The sequence below is a fragment of the Candidatus Avedoeria danica genome (genome assembly GCA_016703025.1).
GTDB lineage: Bacteria > Chloroflexota > Anaerolineae > Epilineales > Epilineaceae > Avedoeria > Avedoeria danica.
On record JADJCV010000002.1, the window covers coordinates 88,986 to 106,808 of the forward strand.

Here is a 17,823-nt window from a genome sequence, read left to right on the forward strand (position 1 = left end):
ATGACACCGAATGGCCCGGAATCGGATGATACAATCGGCGCTCCGCCCGCCCGGGATGCGCGGAACCGACGACACGCTTCCCCCGACCCGCAGATCGAGGCGCGCATGGCTGAGCAAGGGTACTACCGCTACCCCACCGTCCACGACGATGTGCTGATCTTCACTTCCGAGGACGATCTCTGGCGGGCTTCCGTCCGGGGCGGCCCGGCGCACCGCCTGACCGCCGGCCAGGCGATGGCCAGCGAGCCGGCGCTGTCGCCCGACGGCCGCCAAGTGGCCTACGTCGGGCGCGAGGAAGGCGGGCCGGAAGTCTACCGGATGCCTTCAGGCGGCGGACGCGTCGAGCGCTTGACGTTCATGGGCGCCGACGCGCACGTCCTCGGCTGGACGCCCGACGGCGCCGGGATCGTGTTCTCGTCCAACGCCGCACAGCCGTTCCCGGCCCTCTACCGCGCCCATGTCGTGCCGGCCGACGGCGGCGCGGTGCGGCAGCTGCCCTTCGGTCCGCTGGCGAGCGTGGCGATCGGCCCGGCCACGGCCGCCGGCCACGCCGCCGTGCTGTGCCGCCACGCGCTCGACATCGCCCGCTGGAAGCGCTACCGCGGGGGTCTGACCGGCGAGCTCTGGGTCGACGCCGCGGGCGACGGCGATTGGCGCGGCCTGATCACCCTCGCGGGCAACGTCGCCCGGCCGTTCTGGTTCGGTGGCCGGATCTGGTTCGTCAGCGACCACGAGGGCGTCGGCAACCTGTACAGCTGCACCGTCGACGGCGCGGACCTCGCCCGCCACACCGACCACGCCGACTACTACGTCCGCTGGCCCGCCACGGACGGCCGGACGATCGTGTACACCGCCGGCGCCGACATCTGGCGGCTGACGCCCGACGCGCCCGACCCGCACGAATCGCAGCCGCAGCGGATCCCGATCACGTGGGCCGGCGCGCGGGCGCAGCACCAGCGCCGCTTCGCGAGCCCGAGCCGCTACCTGCACGGCTGGTCCATCCACCCGAAGGGCCACAGCGTGGCCGTGACGGCGCGCGGCAAGACGTACGTCATGGGGAACCACGACGGGGCGGTGCTGCCGCTGCACGCCGAGCCGGCCCGCACGCGCCTGGCCACGTGGCTGCCGGACGGCCGCCGCCTGGCGGTCGTGAGCGACGCCGGCGGCGAGGACACGCTCGTCATCCACACGATGGACGGCAGCGCACCCCCGCTAAGGTTCGACGTCCTCGACCTCGGCCGCCCGACGGAGCTGTCCGTCTCGCCCGCGGGCGATGTCGTCGCGGTGGCGAACCACCGGCTCGAACTCCTCTCGATCGACATCGAGACGATGACGCTCAAGCGCCTCGATCAGAGTCCGGACGAGCGGATCACCGGCCTGGCGTGGTCGCCCGACGGCCGCTGGCTGGCGTACGCCTTCCCGGCTTCGGCCCAGACGTCGATCATCAAGCTGGCTGAGCTCGCGACCGGTGAGGCGCATGCCGTCACCCGGCCGGTGCTGCGCGATCTGGCCCCGGCCTGGGATCCCGGCGGCAAGTACCTCTACTTCCTGTCCTATCGCGACTTCACCCCGGTGTACGACCGCCTCCACTTCGATCTCGGCTTCCCGCGCGGCATGCGCCCCTATCTGTTGACGCTCCGCGCCGACCTCGACTCCCCGTTCCGCCCGATGCCGCCCGCACCGGGCGAGGCGCCCGTCGACGGCGCGGAGGGCGACGACGCGACGCCGGGCGACGCCGGGGGCAAGGCGGGCGAGAGACCGGCCGAAGCGCGCGACACGGTGGGCGAGCCACCGGACGACGCAGGGGACGACGCGGGCGATCAGGCGGGCGATCAGGCGGGCGTACAGGCGCAGGGCAAGGCGGAGGACAAGTCCGGTTCCGGCCCGCCGCCGCTGCGGATCGACCTCGACGGCATCGCCGAGCGGATCGTGGCGTTCCCGGTGGCTGAGGGCACGTACGGCCAAGTGCGGGGCATCGACGGCAAGGTGCTCTACACGTCCTTCGGCATCCCGGGTGCGGCCGGCACCGCCGAGGGCGATCGGCCGGCCGGCGGCCAGCTCATCGCGTGGGACTTCGGCGAGCGCAGGAGCGAGACGCTGGCCGACGGCGTGCAGGCGTTCGACGTCTCGCGCGACGGCAAGACGATGATCTACCGCGCCGACCGGCGGCTCCGCGTCGGGAAGGCGGGCGTCAAGCCGCCGACGGATGGCGGCAACAGCCGGAAGACAGGCTGGGTCGATCTCGACCGCATCCGCGTTTCCGTCGACCCGACGGCCGAATGGGCGCAGATGTTCCGGGAGGCCTGGCGGCTGCAGCGCGACCACTTCTGGACGGCCGACATGGCCGGCATCGACTGGCTGCACGTCTATGAGCGCTACTTTCCGCTGCTCGAGCGCGTCGCCAGCCGGGCCGAGTTCTCCGACCTGATGTGGGAGATGCAGGGCGAGCTCGGCACGTCGCACGCCTACGAGTACGGCGGTGACTACCGCACCGGCCCCGACTTCCCGCGCGGCTACCTCGGCGCCGACTTCGAGGCCGACCCGGCCGGCGCAGGCTGGATCGTCAGCCGGATCATCGCCGGCGATCCGTGGGACGAGGCGGCCAGCTCGCCCCTGGCGCGCCCCGGCATGGACATCCGCCCCGGCGATCGCCTGATCGCGATCGACGGCCAGCGCCTCGATCCGCTGCGCTCGCCCGGGGCCGCGCTGGTCCTCCGCGCCGGCACGGATGTCTTCCTGGAGTTCGCGGCGCGCGCAGGGGCGAACCCGGACGCCGCGCAGCCGGCCGATGCCGCGGGCCGTGCTTCCGACGACGCGCCGTTCGATGCCGACCTGTCCGATAGTGTCGCTCCGTCCGATGCCGCTCCGTCCGACGCCATGCCGTCCGATGGCGATGCGATCGCCGGCGCCTCGCCCTCATCCGCCGGCCGTTCGTTCACGGTCCGCACGCTGCGCGACGAGACCGCGCTGCGTTACCGCGCGTGGGTCGACGGCAACCGGGCGGCCGTTCACGCGGCGAGCGACGGCCGGGTGGGCTACGTCCACGTGCCGGACATGGGCCCAGGTGGCTACGCCGAGTTCCACCGCGGCTTCCTGGCCGAGTCCGATCGCCCGGCGCTCATCGTCGACGTCCGCTACAACCGCGGCGGGCACGTGTCCTCGCTCCTCCTCGAAAAGCTCGCTCGGCGACGGATCGGCTACGACGTCCGCCGCTGGGGCGATCCGATCCCGTACCCGGTCGAGTCCGTCGCCGGCCCGATCATCGCGCTGTGCAATGCCCTGTCCGGCTCCGACGGCGACATGTTCAGCCACGCCTTCAAGCTGATGGGCCTCGGTCCGCTCATCGGCACGCGCACGTGGGGTGGCGTGGTGGGCATCTGGCCGCGCGAGACGCTGTCCGACGGCGGCACGACGACGCAGCCCGAGTACAGCTTCTGGTTCAACGACGTCGGCTGGGGGCTCGAGAACCACGGTGCCGTCCCGGACATCGAGGTCCGCTTCCCGCCGCAGGACGACGCCGCCGGGCGCGACCCGCAGCTCGAGCGCGGGATTGCCGAGGCGCTGGCGCGGTTGGCGGCGATGACGACGATGCGGCCGACGTTTGGGGAGGCGCCGCGGCGGGTGCTGCCGGGTGGCGGGGCGGAGCGGCGATAAGACCGTCGACCGCCCAAACGGCCGATCGCCATCGAGCCACCGAACGCCATCGATCAACCGCCCGCCCGCCAGGTCGCCAGAAACAGCGGCGTTCGAAAGCAAACGCGCTCGTCGTCCCCAACCGCAAGCAGCCCGAGGTCAAGCCCCGCGCGCAGCGCCGCCTCGAGGTCGTCACCCGTCCATCCGCCGGCCGCCGCGATGGCTTCCGGATCCGCCACCCGACCCGCCCGCTCCAGCCCCGCCACCACATCGACGACCCGCCGCACCGCCGGCGGAGCCGCGCGCCATGCGCCGGACCAGAGTCGTGCGTACAGGTCGCCCGCCCGCCCTGCGCCGGCACGCAGGCGCTCGGCGACGGTGTCGACGGGCGCCGCGCGCAGCTCGCTGGCCGCCAGCAGGATCGCCGCCGGATGTCCGGCCGCGGCCGCCACGAGGCTGTCGAGCGCGTGGTCCGACGCCGCGGCGACGCCGTACAGCGCGCGGCGGCGGCACTCGTGGCGCAAGAGCGCGAGCGCGGCGGTTGGATCCAGGGCGGGCATCGGCACGGTCTGGGCCGTCTGGAAGGCGCCCCATCCGAGCCGGCTCGTGATCAGCCAGCGCGGGCCGGCGCCCACGCGCGCGATGGCGCGCGCGACCGCCCACATCTCGCGCGCGTCGTCGACGCCGTCGACGACGATGAGCGCGTCGCCGGTGGAACCGAGGGCGCGGCCGGCGGCGAGCACAGACCGTCCGGCGGCCGCCGCGCCGCCGATCGGGGAGGCGATCGCATCGGGTCTGGCCGCCCGCGCGTCGCGCAGATCCTCGGTGGCCACGGCCGTCGACCACCGCCCGGCGGGCGCCTCCTCGCGCAGCGTCGGGCGGGCGAGCGGCCGGTCGACGATCCCGGCATCATCGATGACCCCGGCCCCGCCGGGCACCGGTCGCCGACGCCGATCGCACGCGCGCAACCAGGCCGCGTGCGCTTTCGTTTCTGCGTCCAGCAGCTGTCGCAGGAGGGCAGCGGCGACGGTCGACTTGCCGCTGCCGCCCGGTCCGGTCAGCACGAGAACCGGCGAATGGCGGTTGTCCGCCCACCACGTCCGCAACTGCGCGTGGATCCGGTCGACCCCGAACAGCTGACCGCCGTTCGGGGAGGGCAGGCGGTGTCGCAGCTGTGTGCGGCGGTGCTCCGCCGCCGCGCCGGCCTCGAGGAGGCGCAAACGGTGGGCGATGATGTCGAGGCCGAGTCCGAGGCGGCGCTGCACCGTTCGCGGGTGGCGCCCGGACACCAGCGCCGCCAGGCGGCTGGTCGAGAGGCCGAGGTCGGGGCGCAGGTAGAGGTGGTACACGGCGCTGCACCCTTCGAGCGCGGCGTCGTCGGTGCTGAAGTCCAGCCGCACGCGCTCGAGCGCTGCGGAAGGATCGGCGCCGCGGCGCGCCGTCGGGGGTTCGCTGAACGGACCGTCCTCCGCAGCCCCGCCCGCCCGCCGCCGCGCGAGCTCGGCCTCGACGGTCTCGCACAGCACTTGGCCGAGCGCCCATTGCCGGCTCGATCGCGTGACCGGGCTGCCGTGGCGATCGAGCAGGCGCGAGACGAGGACGAGGTCGGCCAGCGGGCCGTCGGCCGGTGTGCGGTCGGACCAGAGCTGGCGCAGCGCGATCCGGACGGCGCGCGGCGTGATCGCGTCGGCGCTCACCGCCGCGGCCCCGCCGATGACCGCGCCGCGCCGCCGAAGAGGCCGATGCGGTGCGCCCAGGCGACGACCTGGTGGGCCGTGCCGAAGCCGGTGTTCCGGTAGATCGCCGAGATCACTTTGTCGCACGTGCTGCGGCTGCGGCGGAGTCGGCAGGCGATCTCCGGGCGATCCAGCCCCTCGCACAGCGCGACGACCACGGCGCGCTCGCGGCGGCTGAGACAGCTGGCCGGTGGGTCGACACGCGGATCGTTGCCCGCCCGTTCGATCGGCGAGAGCGCCGCGGCGAGGGGCGGCCGCGCGGCGAGCGGTGCGGCGGGGCGAACGGGCGGCGGCGGCATGCGGTTGGCTCCTGGCGGCGGCGGCGGGCGCCGCGATCCGGTTCAGGATGCCAGGATAGGAACTGGGTGTTTCGCGGGTGTCTCAGGCCCCGCTGTCGCCACCGCGCCGGCCCGCATCGCGCAGCAGGCGGGCGATGGCGGCGGCGAGGCGGTCGGGGTCGTGGCGGGTGGGCTGGGCGTCGCTGATCAGGTCGGCGAGCATGAGGTCGGGCACGTAGCCGTTGCGGCTCGAGCCGAGGATGGGCGGGACGAGCGGCAGCTTGGGGTTGCGCTCGAGCGGCGCCAGGTTGTCGTTGGCGAGGACGATGTCGATCACCGGGCGGCCGAGGTGACGGCGCAGGGCCTCGACGTGGTCCTCCAGGCTGTAGCCGTCCGTTTCGCCGGGCTGCGTGGCCACGTTCGCCACATAGACCACGGGCGCGCGGGTGGCCTCGAGGGCCGCCGCGATGTCCGGGACCAGGAGGTTGGGCAGGACGCTGGTGTAGAGGCTTCCCGGACCGAGGATGATGAGGTCGGCGTCCAGGATCGCGGCGACGGCTTCGGGGTAGGCGGCCGGCGCGTCGGGCTCGAGGAAGACGCGGCGGATCGGCGCCTCGCCGTGCGGGACGCGGGACTCGCCGGCCATCACGCGGTCGTCGGCCAGCTCGGCGAACAACGTGACGTGCGTCAGCGTGGACGGGACGATCCGGCCTCGGACCGCGAGGACGCGGCTCGACGCGCGCAGAGCGCTCTCGAAGCTGCCGGTGATGCCGGTCATCGCGACGATGAACAGGTTGCCGAAGGCGTGACCGCCCAGCTCGGTGCCGTCGCCGAAGCGGTACTCGAACAGGCGCTGCATGAGCGGCTCGGTGTTCGCCAGCGCAGCGATGCACTGCCGGAAGTCGCCGGGCGGATGCACGCCGAGGCTCTGCCGCAACCGCCCGCTCGACCCGCCGTCGTCCGCCACGGTGACGATGGCCGTGATCTGGTCCGTGTGCTGTTTGAGGCCGCGCAGAAGCGTCGAGAGGCCGGTGCCGCCGCCGATCGCGACGATCTTGGCGTCCGAACGGCGGCGGCGCCGGCGGTCGACGATGTCAACGAGCGCCGGCGAACCTTCGGGCGCGACGGCGGTCAGGAGCGAACGGTTCAGGCCGTACAGGCCGCCGAGCGCCATGCCGAGGCCGATGACGAGGAACAGGATGGCGCGCATCGCCTGAGGCAGGAACTGCAGCGTGGCGACGAAGAGGAAGGGCTGGACGTCGCCGGGGGCCGCCACGGTCCGGTAGGCGTCGATGAGCGTGTACGCGATCCCGAGTGCCATCGCCGTGATGCCGGCCAAGAGCAGGGCCAGCCAGCGCTTGACCTGCATGCCGGGCATCAACCATTTGAGGGAGCGGCTCTTGGGCCAGTCGGGAAGGCGCATCGGGCGCGACAACTCTGCTGTGGCATCTCTGCTGTGGCATCGGGATGACGGCGGCGCGGCGGCCGCGCGGTTCGGACGGTGTCTCGTTCAGGCGTCGGCAGCCCAAGCGCGGAACAGCGCCATCAGGACGGTCTCGGCCTCGGCCGAGACATCGGCCGCGCGCAGCCGTCCGGTGGCGGCGATCGTGAGCTTCATTTGGTCGAGGTACAGCTGGCATGGCGGACAGAAGGAAAGGTGGAGCTCCAGCCGCTGCAGATCGTCGGGCGCCATCGCCCCCTCGAGGTAGTCGGTGATCGCGTCGACCAGTTTCTCGCACGTGAGCCGCGGGGCGCCGTGCAGATGCGCGTCCGGAACGTCCGCCGGTTGGGGTTCGATCGAGGGCTGCATCACGCGGTCATCCCTTCAGCCATGTTCTGCCTCCCAGTGCCACGCTCAGGCGGCGTGGAGGTACGCTTCGAGCGCGTGCCGCACCGCCGTGCGGGCGCGGTGCAGCAGGACGCGCTGATTCGTCGCCGTGATGTCCAGCTCGTTACAAACCTCGTCGGCATCCCAGCCCATCACGTCCCGGAGCGTGATGACGGCGCGCTGCCTTTCCGGCAGCGCCGCGATCGCCGCGTCGACGACATCACGCGCTTCGGCAGCGAGCACGCGCCCTTCGGCATCGAGCCACGGCTCGGGCGGCGCCTGCCAGTAGCCCACCGTGCTGCTGCCGAGGCCCCAGAATCGGTCGGAATCGGCCGAGCCGCCATCGTCGTCGCCATCCTCCGTGGCGAAGGCCGAGAAGGGCACCGTGCGCGCCTCGCGGCGGCCGCGGGTGCGCGCCTTGTTGGCGACGATACGAAAGATCCAGGTGCGGAGCGCGCTGCGTCCCTCGAACCCGTCGAGCCCCTGCAGCACGCCGACCCAGGCTTCCTGGACGACCTCTTCGGCCGTGGCGCGGTCGCGGACGAACAGCTGCGCCAAGCGCACCATCGACGGGTGCAGCTGGTGGACGATATCGGCGAACGCGGCCTCGTCCCCCCGCCGCAGCGCGTGAACCAACGCCATGTCGCCGCCGAGGGCTGGATCACCGCTCGGCGCGATCACCGTCGCTGGCGCATCGGGGGCGATGCCGGTGCTCACGATTCCGCACTCCTGTCGCGACGACGCAGGTGCGCCGCCGAAGGCTGGGGGGCCGGGATTCGAACCCGGACTGACGGATTCAAAGGCTACGTAAGGGGAATCTTAGCCTTTGCCAGCCTGTGTCAGGGGATGCTAGCTTGTCTTGCGGCGGGTGGCCAGAACGGCGGCCAGCGGCCAGCATGTGACAGGATGTGTCAGTCAGGTTGGCATCACGGTTGGCATCAACTGGCGTCAGGGCTGTGGCGCCTCGTCCGCGAGCAGGTCGGCCACGATGATCGCGGCGATCTCCTCGTCCGACTCGTCGCCGAAGTCGTAGCACCGACGCGGCGACGCGCTCGCCGTCGGGACGGTGGCGATCAGTGTGGTTCGCTTGTCCGGCCGGCGTGCGCGTCGTGGCGAGCGCTCGGCAACGTGGCTTTGGGTGGGCGATTGCCAGTCATGTTCACTCTCCCTGACGCGGTCGGTAGGGGCGGGCGCTCGGGCGTTCATGAGCGCCACGCGGACGCCCTGCACCGCGTTGTCTGACGACGTGGGCCGCGTTCATCTCGATGACGTGCTCACGATGCGGACCCAGTCCACTATCTCCGGCGGCGGTGGAGGATGGCGAGCGGAAGGTAGCGCTTCGCCTCCGGTCGAACCTTCGTAGCCGGCGCCGCGCTGGGCGTACGCCTCGGCGTAACCATGGCGGTTGCCGTTGGGGAGCTGGTCGACGTTGCCGACGGCGTGATCGTTGCGGTCGCGGTCGAGGTCCGCGTCGCCGCCGGCGTGATCGTCGCGGTCGAGGTCCGCGTCGCGCTCGGCGTCCCGTTGATCGTTGCCGTCGCGGGTGCCGCTGTCGCCGCCAGCGCAGTCCCTATCGCTGTTGCCGTCGCAACGTCCGGCTGGGGGCTGGGAGTAGTCGACGGCGTTGGCGGCGTTACGTTCGACGCGGTCGGCGACAGCGTCGGCGTCGACGTGACGGTCAGTTGAACCGTCGGCGGCACGTAACCATCCGGTGCCGCCCGGAGCCCGGTCCGCACGCTGAACCCGCCGGCGTCGGCCACATACAAGGTGTCCTCGACGGCGGCGAATACCGTGGCGGGATCGGCGAGGTAGTCGACTGGGAGCGCGAGACGGCCGACGGTCAGTGGCGACGACGCCTCAGTCACGTCGAACACCGCGACGGCGCCGTCCAGCAAGGCGTAGAGCCGCGTGCCGGCCGTCTGCAGCCCGCGGACCGGCCGACCGAGTGTGCGGTGCGCCGTCACCACGGGCTCGCGCGGCTGCGTGAAGTCGACGGCGAAGACGGCCGATCCGACGGCGAGGTACGCGATCGTGCCGCGGGCGACCATGTCGGTCGCCGGGCCCGGCAAGCCAGTCAGGGGACCGATCGCCGCAAGGTCCGGGCTGTACATGTCCGCCTGGTATGGCGGTCCTGACGGCCCCGCGATGAGGAGCGTGCGTCCCACGCGCAGCATGGGGCCGGCGGTGAGGCCTGTCAGACGGATGTCCGCCGGCGGCCGCTGCCCCGGAAGGTACTGCAGCTCGCCGAGAGGCGCGACGAGGAGGAGATGGAGGGTGTCCTCGGTATCCACCGTGTAGACGTAGTCGTTCTCGCCGTCGACGTGCGCAACGAGCGCCGGCGAGCCGCCCGCGGGCGGGCACCGGCCGTCGCCAACGCACCACGTGTGGATCAGGCGCTGCGCGCCCCTCGGCTCCGGCCACCATGTCCGCAACTGAAGCCCGTCCTCGCTCAGCTCGCGGAACGAACGTGACGCGCGGTCGAGCGGGAGCGTCGAGACCCGCGCCGGCGTGAGCGGCTGGGAGGCATCGTAGAGCCACCGGCCGCCGGCCGTCCCGCTATCGGGCAGCCGACGTCCGACGCGTAGCCGGTCGTACAGCGCGTGTAGTGGCGCCGGCGTCCTGCTGGGCGACCATGGCCGCCAGGTCGTGTACGTAGGGCGGTCCGCCACGTCGTCAACGCGCAGGATCTCCATCGCATCGCCGCCGTACAGCACGGCAAGCCGGGCGTCATCGAGTGGCACGAGCGTGACGTCGTCCCCCGGGATGAGTGTCGGCCACAGCATCCGCGGGCTCCGGGGTGCGCGGATGTCGATCCGCGACAGCCACCCTTCGCCGCGATGGACGACGAGCTGGGTGCCGGCGACGGCGATGTCCGGCGCGCGGTCCGGCGCGGCGAGCGGCGCGTCGTCGCTCAGCCAGAGCGCACCGGCTGGCACTGGTGCTGTTCCCCGCGACGTCGTGCACTTCTACCACCAGCCCCCGCCTGCCATTCGCGCCTAGCGCTCCGGTCGGCACATAGCCGACGCCGTCACGCGCCGCGAAGCCCGCCGGCGCAAACGCCGGCCACGTGGCTACGACCCCCGGCTGACCCGACCTCAGCCCGGCGATCACCAGCCACCCGGCATCACGTGTCGCCACGAAGAGTCGGTCGCCGTCGAGGACCGGTGCTTCATCCGCCAGTGCGTGCGGCAGCGCAAGCCGGGCGATGGACGGTGCCGCCGTCGTAGCCGAGATGACCGTGACGTGGAGGAGGGTACCGTCGGTGTACACGGCCGCCAGCCGGCGACCATCGCTGACGACGATGTCCGCGCTGGCGATCCCGCTGTCCGTCTCCCAGCGGTCGTTCCGCCGCTCCAGCCCGTACAAGCTCTTGCCGAGCACGACGTACAGCCGATCGCCGACGGCGCGGACGTACGCCGCACCGTATCGCGTCTTTACGGACGCGACGGCGCGCGGTTGTCCGATGGCGTCCGCACCGAGCCATACGAGGTTCGGTCGGCACGCGACGACGATCTGGCCATCGTAGACCGTCGCGTCCACACAGCCGCTCGACACGGCGCGCTCGCCGTCCGGCGCGGCCGCGGCCAGCGACACCTCGGAGCGCGAACCGTCCAAACGGAAGCAGCGCACGTTCGTCGGCTGAGTGAACTCGGGTTGGCCGCAGAACGTGCCCCCGCCGGCGAAGACGATGCCAAGGTCGAGGTCGACGAGGCGGGTTCGCGTGAAGCGGCCGTCCGGCTGCCGGACCATCCGCTGGAGCCAGGCGCCGTTGAACTCGCCCACAGGTCCGTACGAGGCGTAGTGCATGTCCACGTCGTCCCCCGCCAGCCGGGCGAGCGCTACTGGAGTGTCCGACCACGTCCCGAGCTCGACAGGCTCGCCGGGCGCCTCGATCGAGAGCAGCCGGAAGCCGTACCCCGGCGCGACGAGCAGGCGCGTCGAGCTCAGGTCGAGGGCCCACTGACCCGGCGCCGAAACCGCCCGCACGCGCAGCGCATCGAGATCCGCCGTCTCATGGATCCGCCACCGCTCCGCCGTGACGCCCTCCACGGTGATCCGTCCGTTCACGACGAGATGGCCGGGGGCTGCGAATAGCCCGGTCAGCCGCTCGACGTCGAGCGTCGTTGTGTGTACCGCGGTCGGCATGGCGTCGGCCGCGACGTCGAACACCGTGAGCCGGACCGGCCGCCCATCGGCGCCGTCGTTCGCGGCGTAGACGCGCTGCCCGTCCGCGGCGAGGAACCGAACGGACACCGCCTGAGCGACATGCGCTGCGAGGTGCGGGTCCTGTGGGTCGCGCACGTCGAAGAACCGCAGCCCGTCCGCCGCCGCGGCGACGACCGTCGTAGAGAACACGCTGAGCGCGTCGACGCGCTCGACGCCGTCCAGCACAGTTTGACCGACCGCGCGGGCTGCTGGCGGACCCAGCGCCCAGACGGACAACCGACCATCGACGACAGCGACGAGTCGCTCGCCGTCCGGCGCCACGACCATGTCGCGCAGGCCGGGCCCCGCCCGCCCAACGATGTCCGAGACGAGCCACGGACCGTCCACCGCCACGGGAGATGGCACCGGGAGCGCCGTGGGGTCAAGGCCCGATCGGCTCGTGACAGTTGGCCCCGGGCCGGGGGTCGTCGTCGGCGTGAATGTCGGCGACCCGGTCGGATCCGGAGTGGACGTCGGCGCCGACGGGCTGGGGGTGAACGTCGCGGTGGGCGTCGGGCTCGGTCCCTGGGCCGGCGACGGCGGCGTGCGCGTACCCTCGGCGACGGTGTGCTTGGCGGCGATGCCAAGGACGAGCACGGCTAGCACAGCCCGTCGTCGCGGCGGGACGATCATCTGCTGCACGCCCTGCGCAAGCGCATCGATGGGTTCGGTCACTCGTCCCTCCCAGCCAGCACAGTGTAGCGATCGTTGCACGGCATTCAGCGTCAACGACGGTAGCGTTCGTTGGGCAAGATGACTAACGGTCAGCGTTCAGGGGTCATGCCGACCGTAGCTGTTGCTGGCAGACTGAAGGCGGGCTAAGCTCCAGGGCATGAAGTTCGAGGTCCTGATTGCCAAGCGCGTTCTTCGTTCGCTCGATGCTCCGTCCTCAGCATCGCGACGTCTTGGCATTCCGCGATCATGCCCACCAAGCCGCTGTCGGTCTCGACACCCTGCCATGGCTCGTTCCCGTGCCGGGAACGACTTCGATCGCATGGGGCTGCTGTTCGCGTCGATCACCTGTGCGCTCGTAGCGCTTGCCGGGCTAGTGAGCCCGACGTCGGCATCCCAAGGCCGCGCGCCACTCGTCATGACGGCCAACGATCCCATCAGGGTAGTGACGGCCGGATTCGGCGCCACGCATGATGTCCACGGTCCGTCGCTTGCGGTGCGAGAGGCGCTGTCGACGACGGTGCCTTCGGCAACGCCGAACCCTACGTGGACGGCCACGGCCTCCGCCACATGGACACCGTCGGCCACCCTTCCGCCCACCGTGACGGAAACAAACACGTCGACCCCGTTGCCCAGTGAGACGCCGACCCTGTCTCCGACCGACGTGCCGTCCGCTACCCCGACCGTGACGCCAACGCCGACACCCAGCGAGACGCCCTGGACGGTGCCGGCGCCGAGCGCGGTGCCGATGCCGACGGCCTACACTTCGACCGGTCCGAGCTTGCAGGCAGACCTCGTCGACCTTATCGCCTCCGGAGCCCATCGACGGCGCATGCGGCTGGCAGTGGACGGCGCCCTAGTGTTGCGTCTGCAGGAGGGGCGGTTCGATGCGTTCGAGCTCGGCGACGACGAGCCGCGCCACCGTGGGACGCTGCTCATGGCCTCACCGCTGCCCGAGTGGTACGAGCTGTTCGTATCCGGGTCGGCGGCCGCCATCGTGTACGACGGCGTCGTTCGATTCATCGATCTTGCCGCACCGGGGGGTCCGCGGTTCGTCGAGCGCCACCCGGTTTCCAGCATGATCGTCGCGACGGACGGGGGCGCCTTCTACGTCGGGCTGAACTCGGACGGTCAGCCCCCCGGCATCGTGACGAAGTTCGTCGTCGTCGACGGACATGTCCGTCGCATGGCCGAAGCCCGACCTTCAGGCCAGATCCGCACCCTGATCGCGTCCGATGGGCGCGTCGGTGCGGTCATCGAGCGACCCGGCGGATCGAGGACGATCGAGGTCTTCGAGAGTCGGTCGCCCGGATCGCTCGTCCCGTTGCTGTCCGTGCCTGTCCCGTCAGTCCCGGTCGGTCTAGGCCGCACGTCGTTGCTGTTCCAAGAGAGTAACGACATCATCGTCTGGGACATCACGGCGATGCCCTCTCCGACAGAGCGCGGGCGTTGGCACCGCGACGACGACTCGCCGGATCATACGCGGATCGTGTGGTCGGCGTTCGACGGCCCGGCGGACGATGTGCTCGTGCTCACGGAGATGTTGGCCGGCAATGGCGACTTGATCGGCCACGAGCTCTTCCGGCTGCGCCAAGTCGTCGGCGCCGGGTTGGAGGTGATCAGCAAGGAGAGCGCGCCGACCGGCCACAGCGCATTTGGCGGCGGGTCCGCCTGCTTCGTGGCTGGGGCGCCTTATCCCGGCTCCGACGGCGCCTACTCGCAGCGCAACGAAGGAGCGTTCATCTGTCGGCGCGGCGGGGAGCGGTATCGCGTGTTGCCGCCGGTCGAGGGCTCGCCCGACGGCGAGTTCGAGACCCGCTTCCAGAGGCCGGCGAAGGCGTTCGAGGTGGACGGGAACTTCTACATCGCCTCCAACGGCTACACGTATCGCCTCGCGGACGACGGGTCGGGCAAGCTGAGGGCGGTGAGTCGGGCGGAAGACACGGTGGCCAGTCTTACCGAACCGATCTTCCATCTGCCGAGCCGGACCTTGATCGTGCACGAAGGGAGGCTGAAGGATCTGTTCGATGCGGGCGGCGTCATCGGCCTCCGGGACACCGGCGTGGCGGCCGAAGGGCCGCACGTGACGGATCCCGGCCTCGTCGTGATGAACAAGGTCACGGCGCCCGAGCCGAGGGTCGATCTCACGCTCCACGATCCGGTGACGCTCCAGGTGCTCGGATCCGTCGTCTTGCCGGGCAGCGCAGAGCCGAACGTCGTCGTAAACGGCGGCAGCCACCTCTACGTGAGTTCGGGCGCCAACATGTGGCTCAACGTCGACCTCACCGTGCCGGCTGCTCCGCGGCTCGTGGGCGAGTTCGCATGGACATGGCCTTCCCCTGCCCCCTTCGTCGCACGCGGGACGATCGCGTACACGTTCGAGAACGAGCAGATCGCGGGGCCCGAGGCTACGCTGCGCCTCCGGCTGATCGATCTCGCCGCTGACCCGCCGCGCCAGATCGGCCTCGTCGACATCACAGATGACGTTCCCGTGAGCCATCCGGGTTGGTACCACTGGCTCTATCGCTTCGGCGACATCATCTACGTCACGCGACCGAGCGGGTGGATCACCCGCCTGGACGTTCGGACGCCGGGAACGCCCGTGCCCTTGGCGCCCATTACGGTCATCGCCGAGGACATGAAGCTGTTTGAACTGCCGGACCATGTTGCCATCTGGAGCGGCCACGGGGTCGAGGGTCAGGTTATCTCCTTCGTTTCCGGCGACGTGGATGCCGATCTCGGCGCGACGCAGCGCTGGCGAGGCTGGATGAGCGGCGAGGTCAAGAAGCTCACGGTCGTCGATCAGCAACTCGTCGTGGAAAACTACAACCAAATCGAGAACCTCCGGTGGTCCTATGACTTGGCTGACTCGGCACATCCGGCGCCGTTGGGGAACGTGCCCTGGACGGCCGATCCGCTTCTCGCCAGCGCGGGAGGGATCCTGGCCACGGGCACGAAGGAAGGTGGCGTCACGATCTGGGACGTCTCGCGCGGCCACCGTCTGGCCCCGACCTCAAAGTGGTGCTTTGGGACGGGCCGCTGCCCACCGCCGCCCGAAGGGCCCCTCGTCACAGCCCTCGCCGTCGTCGGTCAGGCGGTATATGCACTCGGGAGCGACGGTCGTCTGGCGGTCCTCGATGTCTCCATCCCGGGGCGGACGCGCCTGATCGGCATGCACAACATCGGAGTCGGCGCCCCTCTGCTCGTGGCTGGACGTCGACTCCTGATCGGGTCTACGCCGCCCTATCAGGTCGACATCACCGAGCCGCTTTCACCTCGCCCGATCGGCCCGCTCGCGGGCGTCCCGCAGGGCCTGTGGCCTGCTGGAATGAGCGGCACGACAGCGGTATACGGCGGCGGTCGGGACATCGTGTTCATCGACTTCCGCGTGCCCGAGCGACCGGAAGTGCGCGCACACCTGCGACTCGCGGAGGAGTTCGAGACGTTGCACGCTACCGATGGGTGGACGTACGCACATGCGCATAGGCACGTCGTTTCGGGTGGTACGATCTGGGCCGTTCGTGTGGATAGCCAGAACCCTCCCAAAGTTGTCGGGCGACTCGACGTGCCACCATACGGGCGAATGGCGGCTCTGCGCGATGTCGTCTACTTCGCGCATGATGGCCGAATAGGCGTTGAAGTGCTGACCCGCTTCAGGCCAACGACCGCTATCTGGCTGCCGGTGGCGTACCGTCCACGCCGGTAGCACGGCTTCTGGCGGGTGACGCTCGCCGGCCGCCCTCTCTGCGTCTGCCACAGTGCGATTGGCAGGCCCAGGAAGGCCTGCTCGGCGGTCACTGTCCATGCGGGATCGCTGCCTCGTCGTCCTCCGAGCGGGCTATCCGCAGGTCCGCCCCCGCCGGCAGGCGCCATCCTCGATGAGGACGACTGGGCGCCTGGGGCATGTGATCCGTCCGCTGGTCGTCGTTCAGCCTTCGGTCCCCAGGCCTCTGCCCGCGAGCGCCCGCACCTGCAGATCCCCAAGGACATCCTCCACCTGCGCCAGCGCCGTCCGCAAGTCCTCCGCGATCTCCTCAGCCAAAACGTGCGGCTCGGGTAGGTTGGCGGAGTCCTCCAGACTGTCATCGCGCAGCCAGAAGATGTCCAGGCTGGCCTTGTCGCGGCTGGACAGCTCGTCGTACGTGTACGGTCGCCACCGGCCGTCCGTGTTGGCCTCTGACCACGACGCCGTCCGGTTGTGCCGATCGCCGGGGCGGAAGCACGCGACGAACTCGTCGAGGTCGGCGCGGGTCAGGCGGTTCTGTTTCAGCGTGAAGTGCTTGTTCGTGCGTAGGTCGTAGAACCACACGACCTTCGTCCACGGGGTCTCGCTGGCCGGCTTGCGGTCGAAGAACACCACATTGGCCTTCACGCCCTGGGCGTAGAAGAGGCCGGTGGGGAGGCGCAGCAGGGTGTGTACGTCGCACTCGTGCATGAGTCGGCGGCGCACGATCTCGCCGGCGCCACCCTCGAACAGGACGTTGTCGGGCACGACGACGGCGGCGCGGCCGTTGATTTTCAGCAGGCTCTTGATGTGCTGGACGAAGTTGAGCTGCTTGTTGCTCGTGGTGGTCCAGAAGTCGGGCCGGTTGTAGGTGAGGGTCTGGCGGTCCGTTTCGCCTTCCTCGTCCACGACGGTGATGCTGGACTTCTTGCCGAACGGCGGGTTCGTCATCACCACGTCGTAGTGCTCGGAGGGGACGTCGCGCAGCGAGTCGTCGGTGCGGATGGGTGGTTCCATGGTGTCGTCGGTGGGGCCGATGCCGTGGAGCAATAGGTTCATGGCGCACAGGCGGCTGACGGCGTCCACCAGCTCGACGCCGCGCAGCGCCTGGTACTGGAGGTGGCGCTTCTGGTCGCGGTCGAGGTCGTAGTGGCGGGCGACGTAGGCGTGGCCCGCCAGGAAGAAGCCGCCCGTGCCGCATGCCGGATCGCTCATGACCTCGCCGGGTCGGGGCTGGATGCAGTCGACGATGGCCTCGCAGATCGGCCGCACGGTGAAGTACTGACCCGCCCCGCTCTTGGTGTCCTGGGCGTTCCGCTCCAGCAGGCCCTCGTAGGCGTCGCCCTTCACGTCGGCGGAGATCGTCAGCCATTGCTCGGTGCCGATGAGGTCGACGATGAGCTTGCGCAGCTTGGCCGGGTCCTGGATGCGGTTCTGGGCCTTGCGGAAGATGAGGCCCAGCATGCCGCCCTCGGCGCCCAGCATGGCCAGGGTCTCGCGGTAGTGGTCCTCCAGCCGGGCGCCCTCCATCTTGGGATCGGATAGGTCGGACCAGCGGTAACCCGCCGGGACGGGCTCGTCGTCGCCGACAAGCTTGGCGCGCTCGTCGGACATCTTCAGGAACAGGAGGAAGGTGAGCTGCTCCAGGTAGTCCTGGTAGCTCAGGCCGTCGTCGCGCAGGACGTTGCAGTAGCTCCAGAGCTTCTGGACGAGGCGGTCGGACTGGCTCATGCACGTGCTCCTGGC

11 protein-coding genes are annotated in these 17,823 nt (G+C 70.8%); 2 read left to right on the top strand and 9 right to left on the bottom strand.

Features of this window, described 5'->3' with window-relative positions; translation table 11 throughout:
• Positions 1-105 precede the first annotated feature (105 nt).
• A complete protein-coding gene (locus tag IPG72_01530) occupies positions 106-3,654 on the top strand; it encodes a PD40 domain-containing protein (GenBank protein ID MBK6767719.1) in 3,549 nt (1,182 codons plus the stop codon).
• A 53-nt stretch (positions 3,655-3,707) separates the two neighbouring features.
• Here IPG72_01530 and IPG72_01535 read toward each other — a convergent pair whose 3' ends face one another.
• The 8 genes from IPG72_01535 to IPG72_01570 form a co-directional block, all read right to left on the bottom strand.
• Complete coding sequence (locus IPG72_01535; protein MBK6767720.1) at positions 3,708-5,330, bottom strand: ATP-binding protein; 1,623 nt, start codon at positions 5,328-5,330, stop codon at positions 3,708-3,710.
• Positions 5,327-5,668 carry a hypothetical protein gene (locus tag IPG72_01540; GenBank protein ID MBK6767721.1) on the bottom strand — a complete coding sequence of 114 codons (342 nt, stop codon included), beginning with the start codon at positions 5,666-5,668 and terminating at the stop codon, positions 5,327-5,329. The genes IPG72_01535 and IPG72_01540 overlap by 4 nt, the downstream gene beginning before the upstream one ends.
• 82 nt (positions 5,669-5,750) lie before the next feature.
• Positions 5,751-7,016, bottom strand: coding sequence for a YvcK family protein (locus tag IPG72_01545; protein ID MBK6767722.1), 1,266 nt, complete (start codon positions 7,014-7,016; stop codon positions 5,751-5,753).
• 141 nt (positions 7,017-7,157) lie between these two features.
• Entirely contained in the window at positions 7,158-7,457 is a 300-nt protein-coding gene (locus IPG72_01550) for a zf-HC2 domain-containing protein (protein ID MBK6767723.1), read from the bottom strand.
• A 45-nt stretch (positions 7,458-7,502) separates the two neighbouring features.
• Positions 7,503-8,117, bottom strand: coding sequence for a sigma-70 family RNA polymerase sigma factor (locus IPG72_01555; GenBank protein ID MBK6767724.1), 615 nt, complete (start codon positions 8,115-8,117; stop codon positions 7,503-7,505).
• Positions 8,118-8,423: 306 nt separating this feature from the next.
• A complete protein-coding gene (locus IPG72_01560) occupies positions 8,424-8,681 on the bottom strand; it encodes a hypothetical protein (GenBank protein ID MBK6767725.1) in 258 nt (85 codons plus the stop codon).
• A gap of 89 nt (positions 8,682-8,770) precedes the next feature.
• Positions 8,771-10,258: a hypothetical protein gene (locus IPG72_01565; protein ID MBK6767726.1), complete on the bottom strand. Its 1,488-nt coding sequence runs from the start codon at positions 10,256-10,258 to the stop codon at positions 8,771-8,773.
• Complete coding sequence (locus IPG72_01570) at positions 10,203-12,356, bottom strand: hypothetical protein (GenBank protein ID MBK6767727.1); 2,154 nt, start codon at positions 12,354-12,356, stop codon at positions 10,203-10,205. Before IPG72_01570 ends, IPG72_01565 begins: the two co-directional genes overlap by 56 nt.
• Before the next feature lie 442 nt (positions 12,357-12,798).
• On the opposite strand from IPG72_01570, the gene IPG72_01575 reads away from it, so the two are divergent.
• Positions 12,799-16,059, top strand: coding sequence for a hypothetical protein (locus IPG72_01575; protein MBK6767728.1), 3,261 nt, complete (start codon positions 12,799-12,801; stop codon positions 16,057-16,059).
• 222 nt (positions 16,060-16,281) lie between these two features.
• On the opposite strand, the gene IPG72_01580 is transcribed toward IPG72_01575, so the two are convergent.
• Complete coding sequence (locus IPG72_01580; protein ID MBK6767729.1) at positions 16,282-17,808, bottom strand: SAM-dependent DNA methyltransferase; 1,527 nt, start codon at positions 17,806-17,808, stop codon at positions 16,282-16,284.
• Positions 17,809-17,823 lie beyond the last annotated feature (15 nt).

Coding starts and splice junctions, on each gene's coding strand:
- IPG72_01550 (MBK6767723.1), bottom strand. CDS start 7,457: ATGCAGCCCTCGATCGAACCCCAACCGGCGGACGTTCCGGACGCGCAT.
- IPG72_01540 (MBK6767721.1), bottom strand. CDS start 5,668: ATGCCGCCGCCGCCCGTTCGCCCCGCCGCACCGCTCGCCGCGCGGCCG.
- IPG72_01555 (MBK6767724.1), bottom strand. CDS start 8,117: ATGGCGTTGGTTCACGCGCTGCGGCGGGGGGACGAGGCCGCGTTCGCC.
- IPG72_01565 (MBK6767726.1), bottom strand. CDS start 10,258: ATGCTGTGGCCGACACTCATCCCGGGGGACGACGTCACGCTCGTGCCA.
- IPG72_01530 (MBK6767719.1), top strand. CDS start 106: ATGGCTGAGCAAGGGTACTACCGCTACCCCACCGTCCACGACGATGTG.
- IPG72_01560 (MBK6767725.1), bottom strand. CDS start 8,681: ATGAACGCCCGAGCGCCCGCCCCTACCGACCGCGTCAGGGAGAGTGAA.
- IPG72_01545 (MBK6767722.1), bottom strand. CDS start 7,016: ATGCAGGTCAAGCGCTGGCTGGCCCTGCTCTTGGCCGGCATCACGGCG.
- IPG72_01580 (MBK6767729.1), bottom strand. CDS start 17,808: ATGAGCCAGTCCGACCGCCTCGTCCAGAAGCTCTGGAGCTACTGCAAC.